Origin of the sequence: Laceyella sacchari (assembly GCF_004343255.1) — a bacterium.
GTDB classification, from domain to species: Bacteria; Bacillota; Bacilli; order Thermoactinomycetales; family Thermoactinomycetaceae; genus Laceyella; species Laceyella sacchari.
Genome location: NZ_SMDD01000002.1, coordinates 347,986 through 368,184, shown reverse-complemented (window position 1 = coordinate 368,184; position 20,199 = coordinate 347,986). Strand labels below are relative to the sequence as shown.

At 51.2% G+C, this 20,199-nt stretch carries 15 protein-coding genes; 14 read left to right on the top strand and 1 reads right to left on the bottom strand.

The features are described from left to right. Positions 1-38: 38 nt before the first annotated feature. The 7 genes from EDC32_RS08900 (at position 39) to EDC32_RS08870 (ending at position 9,348) form a co-directional block, all read left to right on the top strand. A complete protein-coding gene (locus EDC32_RS08900; RefSeq protein ID WP_158283303.1) occupies positions 39-1,181 on the top strand; it encodes a PDZ domain-containing protein in 1,143 nt (380 codons plus the stop codon). Positions 1,182-1,376: 195 nt separating this feature from the next. Then, the gene (gene uvrB, locus EDC32_RS08895) at positions 1,377-3,356 is read left to right on the top strand and encodes an excinuclease ABC subunit UvrB (RefSeq protein ID WP_132221539.1); all 1,980 of its coding nucleotides are present in this window, start codon (positions 1,377-1,379) and stop codon (positions 3,354-3,356) included. A gap of 6 nt (positions 3,357-3,362) precedes the next feature. Beyond that, positions 3,363-6,242, top strand: a complete 2,880-nt coding sequence (gene uvrA, locus EDC32_RS08890; protein ID WP_132221537.1) for an excinuclease ABC subunit UvrA — start codon at positions 3,363-3,365, stop codon at positions 6,240-6,242. Positions 6,243-6,360: 118 nt separating this feature from the next. Then, positions 6,361-6,561, top strand: coding sequence for an alpha/beta-type small acid-soluble spore protein (locus tag EDC32_RS08885; protein WP_022737514.1), 201 nt, complete (start codon positions 6,361-6,363; stop codon positions 6,559-6,561). A gap of 288 nt (positions 6,562-6,849) precedes the next feature. Continuing rightward, positions 6,850-7,920 (top strand): permease, encoded by a 1,071-nt coding sequence (locus tag EDC32_RS08880; RefSeq protein ID WP_132221535.1) that lies wholly within the window; start codon positions 6,850-6,852, stop codon positions 7,918-7,920. A 19-nt stretch (positions 7,921-7,939) separates the two neighbouring features. Further along, entirely contained in the window at positions 7,940-8,731 is a 792-nt protein-coding gene (locus EDC32_RS08875; protein ID WP_158283302.1) for a TIGR03943 family putative permease subunit, read from the top strand. 281 nt (positions 8,732-9,012) lie between these two features. Beyond that, positions 9,013-9,348 (top strand): phage holin family protein, encoded by a 336-nt coding sequence (locus EDC32_RS08870; RefSeq protein ID WP_132221531.1) that lies wholly within the window; start codon positions 9,013-9,015, stop codon positions 9,346-9,348. 119 nt (positions 9,349-9,467) lie between these two features. Here EDC32_RS08870 and EDC32_RS08865 read toward each other — a convergent pair whose 3' ends face one another. Then, positions 9,468-10,097, bottom strand: coding sequence for a class D sortase (locus EDC32_RS08865; RefSeq protein ID WP_132221529.1), 630 nt, complete (start codon positions 10,095-10,097; stop codon positions 9,468-9,470). A gap of 215 nt (positions 10,098-10,312) precedes the next feature. Here EDC32_RS08865 and EDC32_RS08860 point away from each other — a divergent pair, with 215 nt between their 5' ends. The 7 genes from EDC32_RS08860 to EDC32_RS08830 all read left to right on the top strand — a co-directional run bounded on the left by EDC32_RS08860 (position 10,313) and on the right by EDC32_RS08830 (position 20,162). Further along, complete coding sequence (locus tag EDC32_RS08860) at positions 10,313-11,287, top strand: PucR family transcriptional regulator (RefSeq protein WP_158283301.1); 975 nt, start codon at positions 10,313-10,315, stop codon at positions 11,285-11,287. Between the two features lie 129 nt (positions 11,288-11,416). Beyond that, positions 11,417-12,526, top strand: a complete 1,110-nt coding sequence (locus EDC32_RS08855) for an ABC transporter ATP-binding protein (protein ID WP_132221525.1) — start codon at positions 11,417-11,419, stop codon at positions 12,524-12,526. 69 nt (positions 12,527-12,595) lie between these two features. After that, complete coding sequence (gene hprK / locus EDC32_RS08850; protein WP_022737521.1) at positions 12,596-13,531, top strand: HPr(Ser) kinase/phosphatase; 936 nt, start codon at positions 12,596-12,598, stop codon at positions 13,529-13,531. A 554-nt stretch (positions 13,532-14,085) separates the two neighbouring features. Then, positions 14,086-15,096 (top strand): prolipoprotein diacylglyceryl transferase, encoded by a 1,011-nt coding sequence (lgt, locus tag EDC32_RS08845; protein WP_132221523.1) that lies wholly within the window; start codon positions 14,086-14,088, stop codon positions 15,094-15,096. A 72-nt stretch (positions 15,097-15,168) separates the two neighbouring features. Further along, positions 15,169-15,819: a pyrophosphatase PpaX gene (ppaX, locus tag EDC32_RS08840; protein WP_132221521.1), complete on the top strand. Its 651-nt coding sequence runs from the start codon at positions 15,169-15,171 to the stop codon at positions 15,817-15,819. A 5-nt stretch (positions 15,820-15,824) separates the two neighbouring features. Then, positions 15,825-16,322 carry an acyltransferase gene (locus tag EDC32_RS08835; RefSeq protein ID WP_132221519.1) on the top strand — a complete coding sequence of 166 codons (498 nt, stop codon included), beginning with the start codon at positions 15,825-15,827 and terminating at the stop codon, positions 16,320-16,322. 330 nt (positions 16,323-16,652) lie between these two features. After that, positions 16,653-20,162 (top strand): efflux RND transporter permease subunit, encoded by a 3,510-nt coding sequence (locus EDC32_RS08830; protein WP_158283300.1) that lies wholly within the window; start codon positions 16,653-16,655, stop codon positions 20,160-20,162. Positions 20,163-20,199 lie beyond the last annotated feature (37 nt).

The window sequence follows — 20,199 nt, the reverse complement described above, 5'->3', positions numbered from 1 at the left end:
ACCGGTTTGGGGTTACTTTTTATTTTGGAGGAATGCTTGTGGATGCAGTCTGGTCTTCGGTTTGGCAATGGACAAGTGCGTGGGGGCAGTTGGTGATCCATCCGGGGAGTTGGCTGGCGCTGATCTTTTTGGTGAAGCATACGGCGGGGCTGGCGCGGTATGAGCGCAAACGGTTTGCGACCCGCTTGACGCCGCCTTTTCCCCTGGCGCTAAGGGCATGGGTGATGGGGCTGTTGTTGGGCGCAGGGTTTTCTCTCTGCTCGCTGTGGGGTCAATGGGTGATCCGTCCCACCGATCTTGCCTGGATTTGGGCCTGTACCGCGCTACTTGCCATCATGCGCGCCAGGTGGGCGTGTATCGCCTACTCGGCGGGCTTGGTTGCTTTGTTACAATGCGGGGTGACCTTCGCACCGGTCGCGGAATTGCCTGTGACATGGCAACCTTACGTGCGCAGTTTGTTGGAAGTGCGTGTGTTGGATTGGCTTTGGATCGTCTGCCTGGCGCATCTGGCTGAATGGCTGTTGATTCGGCTGGATGGCAGCCAAGGGGCCCGACCCGTCTTGGTGAAAGGAAAGCCCGCCCTTCAATTTCACAGGATTTGGCCGTTTCCGTTGGTATTGGGGTTGGCTCCTGTTCCCCTGTTGCTCGGATTTGGTTGCCTTAATTATGACAAGCCGTTGGAGCGGGAAAAGCGGTTGGCCTCAACAATGACGTTGGGCTATACCTTGATTTTGGCAGGGCTAATCACTCTGGCGGAAGTGTGGCCGATGGGGGTGTGGGCGGCAGCGGCCTTTTCCATCGCAGGACATGAAGGGATCGCCATATGCAACCGCCTCCGTGTAAAGCGGCTTAGACCGTATTATGTTTCAGATGGCAACGGGATCAAGGTTATTGCCGTGATGCCGGGAAGCCCGGCCCAACAGATGGGTATCAAGCCGGGGGACGTGGTACACCGTGTCAACGGCAAAAGTGTCCCTACCATGGCCGCACTTTTGCAAGTGACAGAGAAAGCGGCTTTTTGCAAGCTGGAAGTGTTGGACGAGCAAGACGATCGGCATATTATGCAAAAAGCCCTGTATGAGGATGACCCGCGCCATCTGGGGATCATCGGTTCATCCAGCGCTGGGCTGAGCATACCGCAAACGACGGCGGTGCGGTCAGGGACGACAGCGTCGCAATAACCAGATATCACAAAAGGCCGGCAGATTTGCCAATCCACATAAGAACCTCTGATGAGCGAGGTTCTTATTTTATGTGTTTCAGGCAATGCTGGAGATACACAAAAGTGACATAAAGCGAGAAAGGAACGGATGTTCCCCGGTCGAAATGGTTTATGGTATAATACCCTTTAAGTGAGAAAAGAGGTGAATGCGAGGATGGAGAAGAGATTTCAACTGGTTTCGGAGTTTCAACCGCAAGGTGACCAGCCACAAGCGATACAAAAGCTGGTGCAGGGGATTGAACAGGGTGAGCGGTACCAAACATTGTTGGGGGCCACCGGAACAGGAAAGACATTCACCATCGCACAAACCATTAACCGAGTGAACAAACCGACGCTGGTGATTGCACATAATAAAACCTTGGCGGCGCAATTGTGCGGGGAGTTAAAGGAGTTTTTCCCCCACAACGCCGTCGAGTATTTTGTAAGTTATTATGACTATTATCAACCGGAGGCCTATATCCCGGCCACTGATACGTATATTGAAAAGGATGCTTCCATCAACGATGAGATCGACAAGCTGCGCCACTCGGCCACGAGTGCATTGTTTGAGCGTTCTGATGTGATCATTGTGTCCAGTGTTTCTTGTATCTACGGTTTGGGTTCGCCGACCGAATACAAGGAAATGGTGTTGTCGCTTCGGGTGGGGATGGAAAAAGAGCGGAATGAAGTATTGCGTAAACTGGTCGATATCCAGTACGAGCGGAATGACATTAATTTCACGCGCGGCACGTTTCGCGTGCGCGGCGATGTAGTTGAAATCTTCCCAGCCTCTCGCAGTGAACAGGCGGTACGGGTCGAATTTTTTGGAGACGAGATTGAACGGATTCGCGAAATCGACGTGCTGACGGGGGAAATCCTCGGTGATCGGGAGCATGTCGCCATTTTTCCGGCTTCCCACTATGTGACGAGACAAGCCCAATTGGAGCGGGCTCTCACTTCGATTGAGGCTGAATTGGAAGAACGGCTTAAAGAGTTGCGGGATGCGGGCAAACTGCTGGAAGCACAGCGTCTTGAGCAACGAACGCGTTATGATATGGAAATGATACGTGAAGTAGGTTTTTGTTCCGGAATTGAAAACTATTCACGACACCTAGTGGGTAAACAACCGGGGGAAGCCCCTTACACTTTGTTGGATTTCTTTCCTGATGATTATTTGATTATCGTAGACGAATCACATGTGACTATCCCACAGATCAACGGAATGTACAATGGGGACCAAGCGCGCAAAAACATGTTGGTGGAGCACGGATTCCGATTGCCGTCGGCGAAGGATAACCGCCCGCTCAAGTTTGCCGAGTTTGAAGAGAAAATCAACCAGATCGTATTTGTTTCGGCGACTCCAGGGCCGTATGAACTGGAAAAATGCCCCACAGTGGTCGAGCAGATCATCCGTCCGACCGGTTTACTTGACCCTGTGATTCACATCCATCCGATTCAGGGGCAAATCGACCACCTGATCGGAGAGATTAACAAGCGAATTGCCCGAGATGAGAGGGTGTTGGTAACTACCTTGACCAAGAAGATGGCAGAGGACTTGACCGATTATCTCAAAGAAATTGGGATCAAGGTGCGTTATTTACATTCAGACATCAAGACGATTGAGCGGATGCAAATTCTGCGCGATTTGCGTTTGGGTGAATTTGATGTGCTAATCGGGATCAACCTGTTAAGAGAAGGGTTGGACTTGCCAGAAGTTTCATTGGTTGCCATTTTGGACGCCGACAAAGAAGGGTTCCTGCGCTCAGAACGCTCCCTGATCCAGACGATTGGCCGGGCGGCGCGAAATGCCAGAGGGGAAGTGATCATGTATGCTGATAAGATCACAGACTCCATGCGGCGAGCAATAGAGGAAACCGAACGTCGGCGCGAGATTCAGATGAAGTACAACGAGGAGCACGGCATTACGCCGCAGACGATTCGGAAAAAGGTGCATGATGTCATTGAAGCGACCAAAGTGGCTGAAGACCAAGCAGAATACCAAGTGGGCAAGGAAATGAAGAAATTGTCCAAGGGTGAGCGACTGAAGCTGATCGAGCAGATGGAGAAAGAAATGAAGCAAGCTGCCAAGGAGCTCAATTTCGAACGAGCGGCCGAATTGCGCGACCTCATCTTGGAGCTTAAAGCGGAGGGTTAAGTGATTATGGCACAAGAAAATATTGTGATTCGCGGAGCGCGGGTTCACAACTTGAAAAACATAGATATCACCATTCCGCGAGACAAATTCGTGGTGGTGACGGGACTGAGCGGATCGGGCAAATCGTCGCTCGCTTTTGACACCATCTACGCCGAAGGGCAACGGCGGTATGTGGAGTCGTTGTCCGCGTATGCCCGACAATTCTTAGGACAGATGGACAAACCCGATGTGGATGCGATTGAAGGTTTATCCCCCGCCATTTCAATCGATCAAAAGACGACCAGCCGCAATCCGCGTTCTACCGTGGGTACCGTGACCGAGATTTACGATTACCTGCGCCTGCTGTTTGCTCGGGTCGGCCATGCGCACTGTCCTGAGCACGGCATCCGTATTACCTCGCAAACGGTGCCGCAGATGGCTGACCGCATCATGGCCTTGCCAGAGCGGACGCGGATTCAGATCATGGCACCGCTGGTAAAAGGGCGTAAAGGAGAACATGTCAAGTTATTGGAGGATGTTGCCCGCCAAGGTTATGTGCGGGTGCGAGTCGACGGGGAGATTCGCGATTTGTCCGAAGAGATTCGGTTGGAGAAGAATAAAAAGCATACGATTGAAGTAGTTGTCGATCGGGTGGTGGTAAAGGAGGGAGTGCAGGCGCGTTTGACCGACTCCTTGGAAACAGCCCTTTCCTTGAGCGGAGGCGAAGTGCTGATAGACGTGATTGGCGGAGAAGAGTTGTTGTTCAGTCAAAACCTCGCCTGCCCGGAATGCGGTTTTAGCATTGATGAACTGTCACCGCGGATGTTTTCCTTTAACAGCCCGTTCGGCGCCTGCCCGACATGTGATGGGCTGGGGTCGCGCATGGAGATCGATCCCGATCTGGTCATCCCCAATCCACAGTTGTCGTTGTCCGAAGGGGCGATCGAGCCTTGGTCTTCGGGAACGAGCAGTTATTATCCACAGTTATTGGAAGCTGCTTGCCGCCACTTCGGCATTGATATGAATATTCCGTTTGCGGAGTTGGACAAAAAGGACAAAGCAATTATCCTGCATGGATCGAAAGAGCGTTTCCCTTTTAAGTACACGAATGAAAACGGCTTTACTCGAGAATCGCAAGCGTTGTTTGAGGGGATCATCCCCCATCTCAACCGTCGTTACCGAGAGACCAGCTCTGAGCTCATGCGCGAACACCTAGAAAACTACATGAGCAACAAACCTTGCCCGACATGCAAAGGGGCGCGGCTCAAAAAAGAGATTCTCAGTGTGACCGTTGGCGGAAAAAACATCGATTATGTGACCAATCTATCAATCAAGGAAGCCCATGAATTTTTTTCAACACTGGAATTGTCGGAGAAAGAGATGCAGATCGCCCGCCAAGTGTTGAAAGAGATCAAGGAGCGGCTGGGATTCCTCGTCAATGTCGGCTTGGATTACCTTTCATTGAGCCGCTCGGCGGGAACCTTGTCCGGCGGGGAAGCCCAACGGATTCGTCTGGCGACGCAAATCGGTTCCAGCTTGATGGGTGTCTTGTATATCTTGGATGAGCCCAGCATCGGCTTGCATCAGCGCGATAACAACCGTCTCATTGCAACACTAAAAAAAATGCGCGATCTTGGCAACACGCTGATCGTGGTGGAGCATGATGAAGATACCATGCTGGCTTGTGACTACATCATTGACATCGGGCCAGGTGCCGGAGCGCATGGCGGGCGTGTGGTGTCGGCCGGAACGCCCGCTGAGGTGATGGCTGATGAAAACTCATTAACCGGGCGGTATCTGAGTGGGCGCAACTTTATTCCCGTGCCGGAACAACGAACCAAGCCGGGCGACAAGTGGATCACCATCAAAGGGGCCAAAGAAAACAACCTGAAAAACATCGACGTCAAGTTTCCGCTGGGCGTGTTCACTTGTGTGACCGGGGTGTCCGGCTCCGGCAAGAGTACGCTGGTCAATGAGATTTTGCTCAAGGCGGTGGCGCGCGAGGTGAACAAAGCCAAAGCGGTGCCAGGCAAACACCGCAAAATCGAAGGCATCGAGCACATCGACAAAGTGATTAACATCGACCAGTCGCCCATTGGCCGGACGCCGCGTAGTAACCCGGCTACTTACACCGGCGTGTTTGATGATATCCGTGAAGTGTTCGCTTCAACTCAAGAAGCCAAAGTGCGCGGTTACCAGAAGGGGCGCTTCAGTTTTAACGTCAAGGGGGGGCGGTGCGAAGCGTGCCGCGGGGATGGCATCATCAAGATTGAGATGCACTTCTTGCCTGATGTTTATGTGCCTTGTGAAGAATGCAAAGGCAAACGCTACAACCGCGATACCCTGGAGATCAAGTACAAAGGCAAAAACATTTCCGATGTATTGGAGATGACGGTGGAAGAAGCGCTCGACTTTTTCCAAAACATCCCGCGCATCAAGCGGAAAATCCAAACCCTGTACGATGTCGGGCTTAGTTACATGAAGTTGGGCCAACCAGCAACCACCTTGTCCGGTGGGGAAGCGCAGCGCGTGAAATTGGCTTCGGAGCTGTACAAACGAAGCACAGGGCGGACATTATACATTTTGGATGAGCCGACGACCGGCCTCCACATTGACGATATCGCGCGTTTGTTAAAAGTGCTTGGCCGGTTGACCGCAAACGGGGATACGGTGGTCGTCATTGAACACAACTTAGATGTGATCAAAACAGCTGATTACTTAATCGACTTGGGGCCTGAAGGGGGCACCGGCGGCGGAACGATTGTAGCCAAAGGTACTCCTGAGGAAGTAATTCAAGTGAAGGGCTCCTATACAGGCCAATTTTTGGCGCCAGTGATGGAACGGGACAAAGCGCGGATGGCCAAACGGTTGGCTGCACAGGAGCAACCAACTCCGGCGACGACGTGACGCAAGCACGGATATCATGTGTTTCCGCTTATTTCCGGCATAGAGCGATGGAGGACGAAGCATGCTAGATAATAGGCAAGACGTCTTTCATATCCTACAGACAAGGGAGTGACGGGACATGGCGAGAAACAACAAACTGTTGGTTCCAGGCGCGAGCGCTTCACTTGATCAGATGAAGCGGGAGATTGCGAACGAGTTTGGTGTTGAGCTGGGTGCGGACGCAACCGCCCGTGCGAACGGTTCTGTAGGCGGTGAAATGACAAAACGTCTTGTTGCTATGGCTTCGCAGATGTTGAAGCAGAAAAACGCGGGGGAATAATCCCCCGCGTTTTTTTGTTGTGTGAGAGAGCTTTTGATGATTGTTCGCAAAATCTTAAGAAGCGGTCGGATTGACAGTTGGCTCCATGAAGCCATACAATGCCAATATGACCAATATAGGAATCATTCCTATTTGGTTGCATAGATTAGATTATAGTTATTCAATAGAGACAAGCTGGTAAGATGCATGATTATGGGATGAATTCCCTATTGGATTTGGTAATTAGTTAATGATAAACAACTTTTTTCTTATTCTAATTAGGAATAAAACATATTTAGGAGGACGAAGATGGGTCGGATTCTCAAAAATTATTACCCTGAATTGACAGGGGTGCTAGTCTTGGGGCTGATCTTCTTCTTTGTGACCACGGGCGTCCCCTTGCTTGCCCCATTCACCGAGGTCACGCGCGAGTGGAGCAGCGGGCTGTCAAGTGAGATGCACAATTTCACTGCCATTTTCCTCAGCCTGTTTATTGAAGGCTTGCCATTCATCCTGTTTGGCACTTTGTTGTCCAGTTTTGTACACGTTTATGTGAAACAGGAGACTTTGTGGCGTTTTTTGCCCAAGCATCCGGTGCTGTCAATTCCATTGGCCGCCAGTTTCGGCCTGTTTTTGCCGATTTGTGAGTGCGGTATCGTGCCCGTGGCTCGGCGATTGGTACAAAAGGGACTTCCCAGCTATGTCGCGTTCACCTTTTTGCTTGCCGTGCCGATTGTGAATCCGATCACCATCGTATCTACTTATATGGCGTTTGGCAATTCATGGGAGATGGTTTGGAAACGCATTGGTTTGGGAGCTGGTATCGCCATTTTCATGGGGATCATGTTTTACCTGTTTTACAAAAACAGACCTGTGTTGAAAGAGGAAACGGGGGGACAACGGACGCAGGAAGGTTGTTGTGGCGGAGCCCACGACCATGACCACGAGCATGGGTCTCATTGCGCTAATCACTCGCATGAAGGGCAAAGCCGACTGATGCACGCCTTGTCCCACTCGGTGTTTGAATTTATTGACATGGGCAAATACTTTTGTTTGGGCGCATTGATTGCTACGGGCTTTCAAACCTTTGTCGGTGTAGCCGCGATCAAACAGTTGGCCCAATTCGACGGTTTGGCCTTACTCCTGATGATGGCGTTGGCGTTCAGCTTGTCGATCTGCTCTTCGGCAGACGCTTTCTTGGCGGCTTCTTTCCGTTCAGTGCTGGGTCAGGGGCCGCTGTTGGGCTTTTTGGTGTTCGGACCGATGGTGGACATAAAAAATGTGTTGATGATGGCGGGTGGTTTCAAACGGTCGGTAGTATTCTTCTTCGTCGGTTGCACCACGTTGGTTACCCTGCTCACACTGTGGATTTTGTTCTGATATAAAGGGGGGAATGGTGTTGAAAGCTTGGTTGCGTGTGGGGGTTTGCTTGGGATTGGCTGTTTTGCTGGTGCAACTCATCGTATCCGGTGAACTGTCGTTGTTTGTCAATCCACGGTTTACATGGTTGATCGTTGCCAGCGTCTTGATTCTGGTGTTGCTGGGATTGGTTCAGCTGTGGAACATGAAGGGGAGCGAGTTGCATCGGATCAGCGCATGGGGGTACGTGATGTTGTTGTTGCCGCTGGCGATGTATCTCTTGATCCCTCCAAAAGCGTTGGATGCATCCATCGCGAGCAAAAAAGGGGTGAGCTATATATCGGCTAAAAGCGTGAATGAACAGCAACAAAAGAAATCCGCCCCAGCGGCTACATCAGATACCAACGCCGATCCTTTGGCGGTGCCGGAAGACCCCTACAAAAAATTTATTCCGCAGTTGCAACGAGAGCCCGTGATCCATCTATCGCAGGAAACGTATGCCGATTACTACAATACGCTAAACTTTTATCCTCAACAATTCAAAGGGAAGAAGATCAAGCTCAAAGGGTTTGTTTACCGCGATGAAACGATGAAAAAGGATCAGTTGGTAGTAGGGCGCTTTTCAGTTACCTGTTGTACGGCGGATGCGATTGTGATCGGGTTTTTGGCTGAGGGAACAGAGACCGCTACTCTCAAAGACAACGATTGGGTGGAAGTAACCGGTTCGCTGGATGTGGGAATATATGATGGCGTTGACATGCCGGTAATTAAATTAGAGGCGGTAGAGAAGGTCAAACCACTGAAAGATCCGTATATCTATTTTACATATTAGAGCGTAGGTCGATGAGCGGCGAAGGGAAAGCAATTACCACCCGGCGCCGCTTTTTTGTTCTGATTGCACATCCTGCTCCCTGTCTCAAACAAGAACACAGCAGGCTCATTTCTCTATGAGTTTCGCCTGGGGCACGTTTTAGTGCCAAGCGGTTTCATTCCATGTAGAAACAGGTTTCAGAACTTGCTGAGGTGGTATGCTATTGCTAAGGTGTACAAATCTGATTCAGAACCTGTAATATATGTAGCGATGAATTGAAAAAAGACAGGGAGATGGGACAAATGGGTTTATTGGTGCGTTTTTTGGCCAGCGCAGTCGCAGTGGTCGCCGCGGCGAAATGGATTCCCGGGATTGAGGTGGATAGTTGGGGAACGGCATTCATGGCCGCCTTGGTGTTGGGGCTGATCAACTTGATTGTGCGCCCGTTAGTGATGTTGTTAACCTTGCCGATCAACCTGCTGACATTGGGCTTGTTTTCCTTGGTGATCAATGCGATTATGTTCTGGTTGACTGGGGTGTTGGTGGACGGTTTAGAGGTCAGCGGCTTTGTGCCCGCGTTCTTGGGCGCTTTGCTGGTGGCTGTGGTGACTTGGGTGGCTGATAAGTTTGTCGATTAGGGTGTGTTAGACATTGCGTGACAAGATGTACCAGACACATCCCTGACAGATGCCTACTCATTATTTTAATGAATATGGCATCGAAAAAGGAGTGCTTCTGCCAATGGAAGCACTCCTTTTTATGCAGATGATGCGTTTGCCTTGTCAGGCTTAATTTCAATCAATTCTGCGCGAATGATGTAACGGTCGGGGGCGTCCCCGATGTAATCAAACGGGTAACAGGTAGTCAATGTCAACACGGGCCGCGGTATAGGTACGATCACCGTCCGGTCGTCAGCATGGGTGATCCAGTGTTTGCGAAACTGATAAGTAAAGATGTTTCCGTTGTACCGGATATACAGCTTATCCCCGGCCTTCAGGTCCCCCAATCCGCGAAATACTGTATCACGGTGTCCGGATAGAACCACATGTCCCGTCTCGCCGGGGTTAACTGTGCCGTAGCCTTCATAGAGACCAACCCCTTTTTTAAGGGATTGATCATCCGTTCCCTGGACGATGGGCAAGATGGCTCCCATTTTGGGGATAACCAACTCTCCCACTTTGACACCATTGGCGACTTGTGCGCTGTTATCTTTCTTGCCCTGCGGCAGGGCCGGCGCCCTGGCGGTTTCGTTCCAGTCATCTGATATGGACATGGCCAACTCGGGATCGACCACGGCGATGCTGATCTCGTTCCACCAATGAAAAGCGTTGTACCCTAAAATCAGCGCTCCAGCGATCATCAAGAGCCAAGCCGCTTTCTTGGCCATGTTTATCACTCCTTTGTGCGGTGCATGAACCTGATGTATAAAAGGGTTCGCGTTGGTTCATGCGATTCCTTCACTATATCTATTCGTAGGACAAGGACGTTTTGTGTCTGTGCGGTTGTTGTGATGGCATGGGCGTTTTGCCCCGCTTTCCCATCTCCACCAAAAACGATATCCTAACATTGTCGGACAAAAGGGCGGACAAAGGAGTGACAGCGATGCATGCGTGGGAAAGGGTGAGGCGGATTGAACGGATTCTTGGCGTCCAAGCTAATCGTGTGGAGCCATCGCGTCTTGCACCGGGGGAGACGGCATTCCAACTTTCTTCAGGAGAGTGGATTACCTTTGACTTGGCATTGACCAAACGGGAACAAGCGTTGATCGAGTGGTTGCTGAGTGAAGAAATGAAACCAGCGAAGCGCCTGGGGTTGGAGGAATGGATCAAAGGCATGTTGGATGGTGGGCCGCCGGCACCGGTACCGGCGCATCTTAACCATCACCTTCCCGGCGGGCGGATGCCGGCGCTGTTGGTATTTGAACAAGGGCGTCCTTTTTTTTCCAAAGAAGATCTGACTGTGCTGTTGAATACATACTTTGCCGGGAGTTCCCCGTGGTTGGTGGGCCTCAACGAGTGTGACTGGTTGCTGTTCGTCCCGTTGCGGGAGTGGATCGGTAAGGAGAAGTTCACTTTGGAAGCAGAAGAGATGTTGCTCGAAGCAGCATCTGGATTGCAGGAGGCGCTAGCCGATGAGTTGGGGTTAACCGCGAGCATGGTGCTTGCTCCGCCGATTATTTCTTGGGAACAACTTCCCGGCATGTGGCAGCGCATGGCACAGGTGCGGGAAGCGGTGCGTTCATTCGGCATGGAAAAAGCCGTCTGGGTGACATGGAAACCGCGGTTGGAACGACTGTTAACGCAATTGGACGATCAGGCGGCCAAAACCTTTTTGGCAGAGATGCCGGGCTTGGCTTTGTTGCGCGAAGAGGAAATGCGCAAGACGATTGAGGCCTTTTTGCGGTTGAATCTAAATATCAGTGAAACGGCTCGCCATCTGTATGTGCACCGCAACACCCTTTTGTACCGGTTTGATCGGGTGAAACAGGAAACGGGACTCGATGTGCGGCGGTTTGCGGATGCGATGCTGCTCAAGGTGGTACTGTTGCTTTTGAACCATCAGGAAGGTGAAAGGTGAAACCATACAGCGCTTTTTGTGACCTTTGCACAATGATTCATCGCCCAACCTGTCATAGAATGAAGCTGAGAGATGTCCGAAGAACAAGGCGGACATGCATTAGATCATGCTTCGGGAGGGTGTATAACCATGGCGAAAGTGTGTCTAAACCATGTGTATAAAAGATATGGGAACAATTTGGTGGTGAAAGACTTTAATCTTGAAATTAAAGATAAGGAATTCTTGGTGTTGGTGGGACCGTCGGGTTGCGGAAAATCGACGACTCTGCGCATGATTGCGGGACTGGAGGAGATTTCGGAAGGGGAATTGTACATCGGCGATCGCTTGGTAAACGATGTGGCACCGAAAGACCGTGACATTGCCATGGTGTTCCAGAGTTATGCGTTGTATCCACACATGACCGTTTATGAAAACATGGCGTTCGGATTGAAGTTGCGCAAGTTTAAAAAAGATGAGATTGAAAAGCGGGTACGGGAAGCGGCTAAGATTCTTGATATCGAGCATCTGCTTGACCGCAAGCCCAAGCAACTTTCCGGTGGACAGCGCCAACGCGTTGCACTTGGGCGGGCGATAGTCCGCGAACCGCAAGTGTTTTTGATGGATGAGCCGTTATCCAACCTAGACGCCAAGTTGCGCGTGCAAATGCGCACAGAGATCAGCAAATTGCATCAGCGCCTTGAAACCACCATCATCTACGTCACCCATGACCAAACCGAAGCGATGACGATGGGCGACCGCATCGTAGTGATGAAAGATGGAGTGATCCAACAAGTGGACACGCCCACCGAGATTTACAACAACCCGGCGAACATGTTTGTTGCCGGTTTCATCGGGTCACCGGCCATGAATTTCGTCGAAGGGGTTCTCAAAGAAGAAGACGGCGAGCTTTATTTCCAAACAGAGGGCGCAAAAGTGAAAATTCCGGCTGGTCGTGCTCATGGTTTGCGTGAACAGGGGTATGTAGGCAAAGAGGTGATTTTCGGCATTCGCCCGGAAGCCGTTCACGACGAACCGGTCTTCATCGAGGCGTCGCCGGATAGCCGTTTCACCGCCAAGGTGGAAGTAGCCGAAAACATGGGTGCGGAAATGTACCTGTATGTCAGCGGCTTGGGCGACAAGTGGCTGACTGCCCGCGTCAATGCCCGCACCCAGTACGTGCCGGAAGCGCAAGTAACTTTGGCGCTCGATATGAACAAGGCACACATCTTTGACAAAGAAACAGAAAAAACGGTACTGTAGTGGTAATAAAGACAAGAGCGGCTGGATGACAGTCGCTCTGTCGCATATGTGACGGTAGGAGAGTGCCAGATGAGCAAAGTGACGATTAAAAGCATCGTTCAACAATTCGACTTGGAAGTGGTCTCTGGTTGGGATCAATTGGACCGGCGCCGGGTCACGGTCGCGGACTTGTACCGCCCGGGCTTGGAATTGGCCGGCTTTTTCACGTTCCACCCCGTTGAGCGCTTGCAGCTGCTTGGGAAAACGGAATTGTCCTTCATTGAAGGGTTGACGAAAGCGGAACGACAAGAGCGCTTTGACCGATTGTGCCATCCGGAGATTCCCTGTTTTATTTTGACGCGGAACTATGACGTGCCTTCGGAGTTGGTTCAAGCGGCCCAAGAGAAAAAAGTTCCGATTCTCAGAACCGAGATGGCGACCACCCGTTTTGCGAGCAAGCTGACCAACTATCTGGAAAAGTTGCTTGCTCCCACCACCACCATGCACGGGGTGTTGGTTGACATTTACGGGATTGGCGTGTTAATCACCGGCTCCAGCGGCATCGGGAAAAGCGAAACCGCTTTGGAGCTGGTGAAGCGCGGGCACCGCTTGGTGGCGGATGACGCGGTGGAAATTACCCAAACGGAGGAAGGCAGCTTGGTGGGGCACGCCCCTGATTTGATTCGCTATCTGCTGGAAATCCGCGGCTTGGGCATTATCAATGTGATGACTTTGTTCGGGGCTGGTGCGGTCAGAGATAAAAAGCGGATATCGCTGACGATTCATTTGGAAGCGTGGCAAGAAAAAAGGCAGTATGACCGACTGGGCTTGGATGAGGAGAAAGTTCGCATTATCGACACGGAGCTTCCCAAGTTGATCGTCCCCGTGCGTCCAGGGCGGAACTTGGCTGTCATCATTGAAGTGGCGGCGATGAATTTCCGACTGAAGCGACTGGGCTATCACGCGGCACAACAGTTTGTGCAAAAGCTGGGAGAAGTGATCGATGAAGGGGACGAGATCGATTGAGGAACAGGGGGCAAGCTTAGGCTTTGGAGGGTGGAACTTGGCATCCGAAGCCGCCGCAAGTTATGGGCATCCCCACAAGACTCTTTTCGCGACGGCTCCGTAGCAAGTCATTGATCATGGATCGAAGTCGTTCATAAATGGGAAAAAAGGGCGGCCTTGGCGGCTTGCTTTGGGCTTGGGCCAGTGTGGAAAATAGACGAACTGGATCGGTGTGTCCTGTAAGCATCCCGGTGTGAGGCATGTCCCTTTCCCATTTTTGACGCTTACGCTTGCCAGCTTGTTACATTCTAAGCAATCGTAGCGTTCGTTTATTTTATTATCAGAGAAATATGTCGGATGCAAAATAAATACCTCCGCGGCGTGTGTAACCTATTTTAATAAATCAGACATTTTGTGTCTATGGATAAGATGTTAAAATATGGATGAAAAAACAAATTACGGGGATGAAGAGGCGGGTTTTTCCTGATTGCTCTTAATCCCTTTTCCTATCTGAATCGTTTGCGATAAAATACAAGGGATAGTGGATGCGAAGGGAAGAAAGGAGTGTGCAAACCATGTGGCAAGCAGTCATTGATCCGGTTGCGTTTAAGCTGGGTCCATTTCAAGTGCATTGGTACGGTGTCATCATGGGAACAGCTGCGTTGCTGGGTTTGATCCTGGCTGTTCGCGAAGGCGAGAGGCGCGGGCTGGACAGTGACACGATCCTTGATATGATGCTGTGGATACTGCCTTCAGCGATTGTCGGTGCCCGCCTATATTATGTTTTGTTTGAGTGGGAATACTATGCCATGCATCCTGAGGACATCGTGGCTGTTTGGAAAGGCGGGCTGGCTATTCACGGAGGCTTGATTGCCGCTTTTCTCGTCGGATACATATTTGTGAAGAAAAAAAACATCGATTTCTTGCAGTTGGCCGACATTGTGATTCCTAGCGTGCTTTTGGGCCAAGCGATCGGACGATGGGGCAACTTTATCAACCAAGAGGCCCACGGTGGCGAGGTGAGCCGGGCCTTTTTGGAAGGCTTGCATTTGCCGGATTGGATTATCGAGCAAATGAACATTCAAGGGGCTTACTATCATCCGACGTTCTTATATGAATCGATGTGGAATCTGGTCGGGTTCGGCTTGTTGTTGTTGATCAGGCATTTCAACCCACGCCGCGGTGAAGTGCTGTTTAGCTATATGATCTGGTACTCGCTCGGGCGCTTTTTCATCGAAGGATTGCGTACCGACAGCTTAACCTTTACCGGCCCTGACTGGTTAGTGTCGGTGATGGAGCTGTTATGGTCTCCGATGTCGCTCATGTTTGACCCGGGGGTGATGAATGGAGGGAACGTGCGGATCGCCCAGCTGGTGAGCTTAATCTTAGTCTTGGTAGGCGCTTTTCTCATCGTTTGGCGCCGGGCCACGGGAAGAGCCACGGTCTTTTATCGGGATGAAGCGACCTTAGAGGCGCCAGCCACATCCAGCGCACAAGCTTCCGCCGAAAATGAACCATCGGCATCAGAGGCGGAAACGAAAACCAATGCGCAAGCGGAGGAGAAAGAAGGCCAGGCAAAAGCATAAAGCCAGCACCATTGGGAGATCGGAAGAGGTGTCTTCCATCTCCTTCTTTCATGCCAAAAATGAGGTGAGAATGTGAAATACAGAGTGATATTGTTCGATTTGGACGGAACGCTGATTGACACCAACAACTTAATTCTTTCTTCATTTATGCACACGCTTGAAACACATTGCCCGGGAAAGTATACCGAGCAGGATGTGCTGGCATGCATGGGTGAGCCGTTGCTTGACCAAATGCGTCGGTTTGACCCTTCTCAAGCCGAAGAGATGGTCAAAACGTACCATGCCTATAATGTGGCCAAACACGATGAGCTGGTGGCATCGTTTCCCCATGTGTGCGAAGTGTTAACTCAGTTGCATGAAGCGGGAGTCGTTTTAGCTGTCGTGTCCAACAAGCGTCGCCTGGTTGTGGACATGGGCTTGAAACGGATGGGGCTGGATCACTTGATGTCCGTTGTTGTTACCGTGGATGACGTGAAACGGGGCAAACCGGAACCGGACATGATCCTTCTCGCACTAGACAAGCTGCAAGCCACTGCCGAACAGGCATTGATGGTAGGTGACAGCCGCTATGACCTCATGGCCGCTGAAAGAGCTGGTGTGGCTGCGGCAGGGGTGGCTTGGAGTTTGCACGCCGATGAGTTGAAACGGCTGGCTCCTGCGTATTTTATCGATGATATGCGTCAACTGCTTGACATTGTCCAGATCCAATCGGCCAGGGGATGATGGAGATGAGAAAAACAGAGCGCTTCCCGGTTCAAGGAAGTAATGCATTATGGCAACTCTATCAAACGATTCCCTTTTGGAAAGTGTTTTGGAATACCTTAATCATCTTGATTGCTCGTTATGTTCCCTTTTTATCGATGAAACGGTGGCTGTATCGCACCTGCTTGCGGATGGAGATCGGGGAGCAGACGGCCGTGGCGCTGATGGCCACGATGGATGTGCTGTATCCTGAAAAAATTCGTATCGGTAAAAATACCATCATCGGGTATAACACAACCATTCTGACGCATGAATACTTGATCCACGAATACCGACTAGGTGACGTGGTTATTGGCGACCATGTGATGATTGGCGCCAACAGCACCATTTTGCCCGGTGTCACAATCGGCGATCACGCGATGGTGGGAGCGGGATCGGTGGTTACCAAAGATGTGCCGCCTCATGCGCTCGTAGCCGGAAACCCGGCGCGGATCATACGCGAGCGGGTCACTGAAGGCAAATGATACGGTATCCGCCACAGGCATCTGATTGTTAATATCAGATGCCTTTTTTGCGTTTCTAGCATGGAAAAAGAGTGAACCGCCCTCAGATGGCAGACACTAGGAGCAAATGGTTTTTGGGAGCGGACAAAAGTGCTGTTGGAAGTGTGACCAGATTGTGACGGATAGGCCATTTCCCGGGGAATATTCACAAATCAGAAATTGACTCAATATATACTGTTCGGTAATATTGGGGTGATTTAAGGCCGGTTTCGAAAGCGGAAACAAACATTGAACGCATCAACGTTCAGGGTTTAGCTCATCATGTATACCTTGGTGCAAAGGAGGATCCAAGTGAACTGGCTGACACGATTTTCTGTTCGCAATGTCGCCGCCGTTTTGATTTTGACCCTTCTTATATCTGGCGGAGGACTTTATACAGCGACACAATTGAAGATGGAATCCATGCCGGATATCAGTTTTCCGGTGGTAGTGGCGATTACGCCTTATCCTGGCGCTTCGCCAGAAGACATATCTAAAAAGGTGACCGATCCGATCGAGAAGGCGGTTCGGGGGATGAAAGGCTTGCAAAAGCTGAATTCCATCACCGCAGACAGCACCTCGGTGATTGTCGCTCAGTTTGATTTTGACGCAGATTTGGACAAAGCGGAACAAGAGATGAAAAGTCTCATCAGCAAAGTTCGCTTGCCCGAAGATGTGCAAGACACCGTGTTCAACCGTTTCGGGTTTAACACGACCCCTGTGGTCAGCTTGTCCGTTTCCAGCAAGGACAAGACGGCTGCACAATTGGAACAGTTGATCAATGACAAAGTGAAACCCGCCCTGGATGGAGTAAATGGGGTGGGGGAAGTGCAAGTAAAAGGGGAAGGGCCCAAAGCGGTATACATCCGCTTGAAACCGGAGCAACTAAAGAAATACAACCTCTCCGCTCAAGCCGTCCAACAAGCTTTGCAAAGTGCCAACATGTCGTTGCCGTTGGGTGATTTAAGCACAGACGGTATTGAATTGCCGGTACGTATCGATCAGAAAATTACGAGTGTGGATCAGTTGCGAAATTATGAACTGACTGTTCCGCCTAACCAGATGGAAGGCATGCAACAAGCGTTTGACCAAATCGGCCAAGGTTTTCAGACGATGGGCCAACAGATGGGCGCACTTGGCCAAGCTGTCGGAGGCTTGGGCAATGCGGTCAACGGGATTGGCCAAGCGGTAAATGGATTAGGGCAAGGGGTTGCGGGCCTGTCACGGGCGCAAGCGACCCAGGCTGATTTGGTGGCCAAGCTGATCGGCTTGCAGATCGCCTTGAACAATGAGATGAGCAAGCCAGAACCAGACATGAAAAAAGTCGGCCAGTTGTATGGTGCGATCAATGGGGTGAAAACCGGGCTTACCCAGCTTTCGCAACAACTCTCCAAAGTGAAGGGCCCGTCCAGCAAGAAAGTGCCGGGCATGAAGATGCCTAAAGGCCAGGCGTCTACCCCGCGCTCAGCTGGCAAGCCAAAGCAACCGAAGCTCGCCGAAGCAGAGATCAAGACGGTGAAGTTGGGAGACATTGCCTCCATCACCGAGTCGGCTGCTGAGCAAACCTTGATCACCCGCACCAATGGCAAGCCTTCTGTCAACATCGATATCATCAAAGATCAGGATGCCAACATTGTGGAAGTGGCCGACGAGATCTTCGCCAAGTTGGGGCAACTCACCAAAGAACACCCTGAGCTGAAGGTTATCACCTTGTATGACCAGTCCAAAAGTGTTAAAGCCTCCATTCATTCCATGGTGCGCGAAGGGCTTTTGGGTGCGTTGTTTGCTTCAGTCATCATTTTGATCTTCTTGCGTGATTTCCGCATGACCCTGATTTCCATCGTCTCCATCCCAGTGTCTGTGTTGGCGACGTTGATCTTGTTGAAACAGGCAGATATCACGCTCAATATCATGACATTGGGTGGAATGGCGGTTGCGATCGGGCGGGTCGTGGATGACAGCATTGTCGTGATTGAGAACATCCACCGCCACCTGATGCACAATGCGGATCGCAGTGTGAACATTATTCAGGTAGCGACCAAAGAAGTGGGCTCGGCCATCACGTCGTCCACCTTGACCACTGTGGCGGTATTCATTCCGCTCGGCTTTGTGACCGGCATTGTCGGTGAAGTGTTTTACCCCTTTGCGTTGACTGTGGCTTTTTCATTGTTGTGCTCATTGGTAGTGGCAGTTACGGTTGTGCCCGTGCTGTCCAAGCTGATGCTGCTCCGCGGTACCCCGATGCGCCACAAACGGGCGGAAAGCCGGATGGCCCACTGGTACCGGAAGTCGTTGGCGTGGGCCCTAAACCATAAAGCAATCGTGATGAGTCTGTCAACCGTGTTGCTGGTGGCAAGTCTCTTCTTAATTCCGTTGGTGGGAACGTCGTTTTTGCCAGCGGAAAAGGATAAGGCATTGCGTGTAACAGTAGAGTTACCGTCGGGCACAGAGTTGCAACAAACTGACAAATTAAGCAAGCAGATCGAGCAATTGTTGCGGAAGCACAAAGAAGTGGGAGTCATCTCCACGACGGTCGGTAGCATGGCTGGCCAATTGGGCGCCGATGGCAGCATTGGCAGTGCCAATCGGGGCACGATGGTTGTGATCTTGGATGATAACACCAACATGGAACCGTTCTTGGCTGATGTACGCAACCAAGTGAAGCCGTTGGCAGAGGAGCATAAGGCTGAAATCAACGTAACCGAGATGAGCAGCATGGGCGTGCATGGCGGCGGGATTAACGCCAGCGTTCGCGGTGACAACATGGCAGACGTCAAGCGGGTGACCGATGAATTGACCGCAAAGCTGAAAAACGTTGACGGGCTGACCAATGTGTCCAACAACTTAAGTGCTCAAAAAGAAATCGTCACTCTGCAAGTAGATGAGGCCAAAGCGGCCAAAAAAGGACTGGTGGCCCAACAAGTGGCCATGTCGGTACGCGGCTTGCTCCAGGCGGACAAAGTGATGGAGATCGAGCGAGGCAACGAAGCGCAGGAAGTGAAATTAGGCTTGGAAAAAGAAGGGCTCGCCTCGGTTGAGCAACTGAAAAAGGTGGAAATTTTGTCGCAGACGGGAGATATGATCCGTTTGGATGAAATCGCCACCTTGAAGGTAGAAAAGGGGCCGGTGAGCATTCAAAAAGAAGACGGCCAATTGTATGCCTCTGTCACGGGGGATGTGACGGTCAAAGATACCGGAGCAGTGTCCCGAGAAGTGATGGACATCATCTCCAAAATGAAGAAGCCGTCCGGCGTTGCCATCAAATTGGGCGGTGACACCGAAGAGATGAATAAAAGCTTCGCCCAGTTGGGAGTCGCGATGATTGTCGCCATTTTCGCCGTCTACTTGGTTATGTTGATCGCATTTGGCGAGGCGACGGCGCCTTTCACCATTCTGTTCTCCCTACCGTTTGCGGTGATTGGCGGTTTGGTTGGTCTTTATGTGGCGGATCAGCCGATTAGCGTGTCGGCGATGATCGGGGCGTTGATGCTGATTGGTATCGTAGTGACCAATGCCATCGTCTTGATTGACCGCGTCATGCAGAAACGCAAAGAAGGCTGGGAGATCACAGAGGCTTTGCTGGAAGCAGCAGGTACCCGGCTCCGGCCTATCTTGATGACTGCCTTGGCGACCGTGTGCGCGCTCCTGCCACTTGGATTGGGTTATGGAGAAGGAACATTGTTGTCGCAAGGTCTGGCAGTGGTGGTGATCGGCGGATTGCTATCGTCGACGCTGTTGACGCTGTTTATCGTGCCGATCGTGTATCAGCTGTTCGCAGGGCTACAAGCGCGGTTTGGCGGCAAAAAGGAAAAGGAGGCATAAATCAAAACAAAAACATCATCCCCTGGCAAACGGTTGT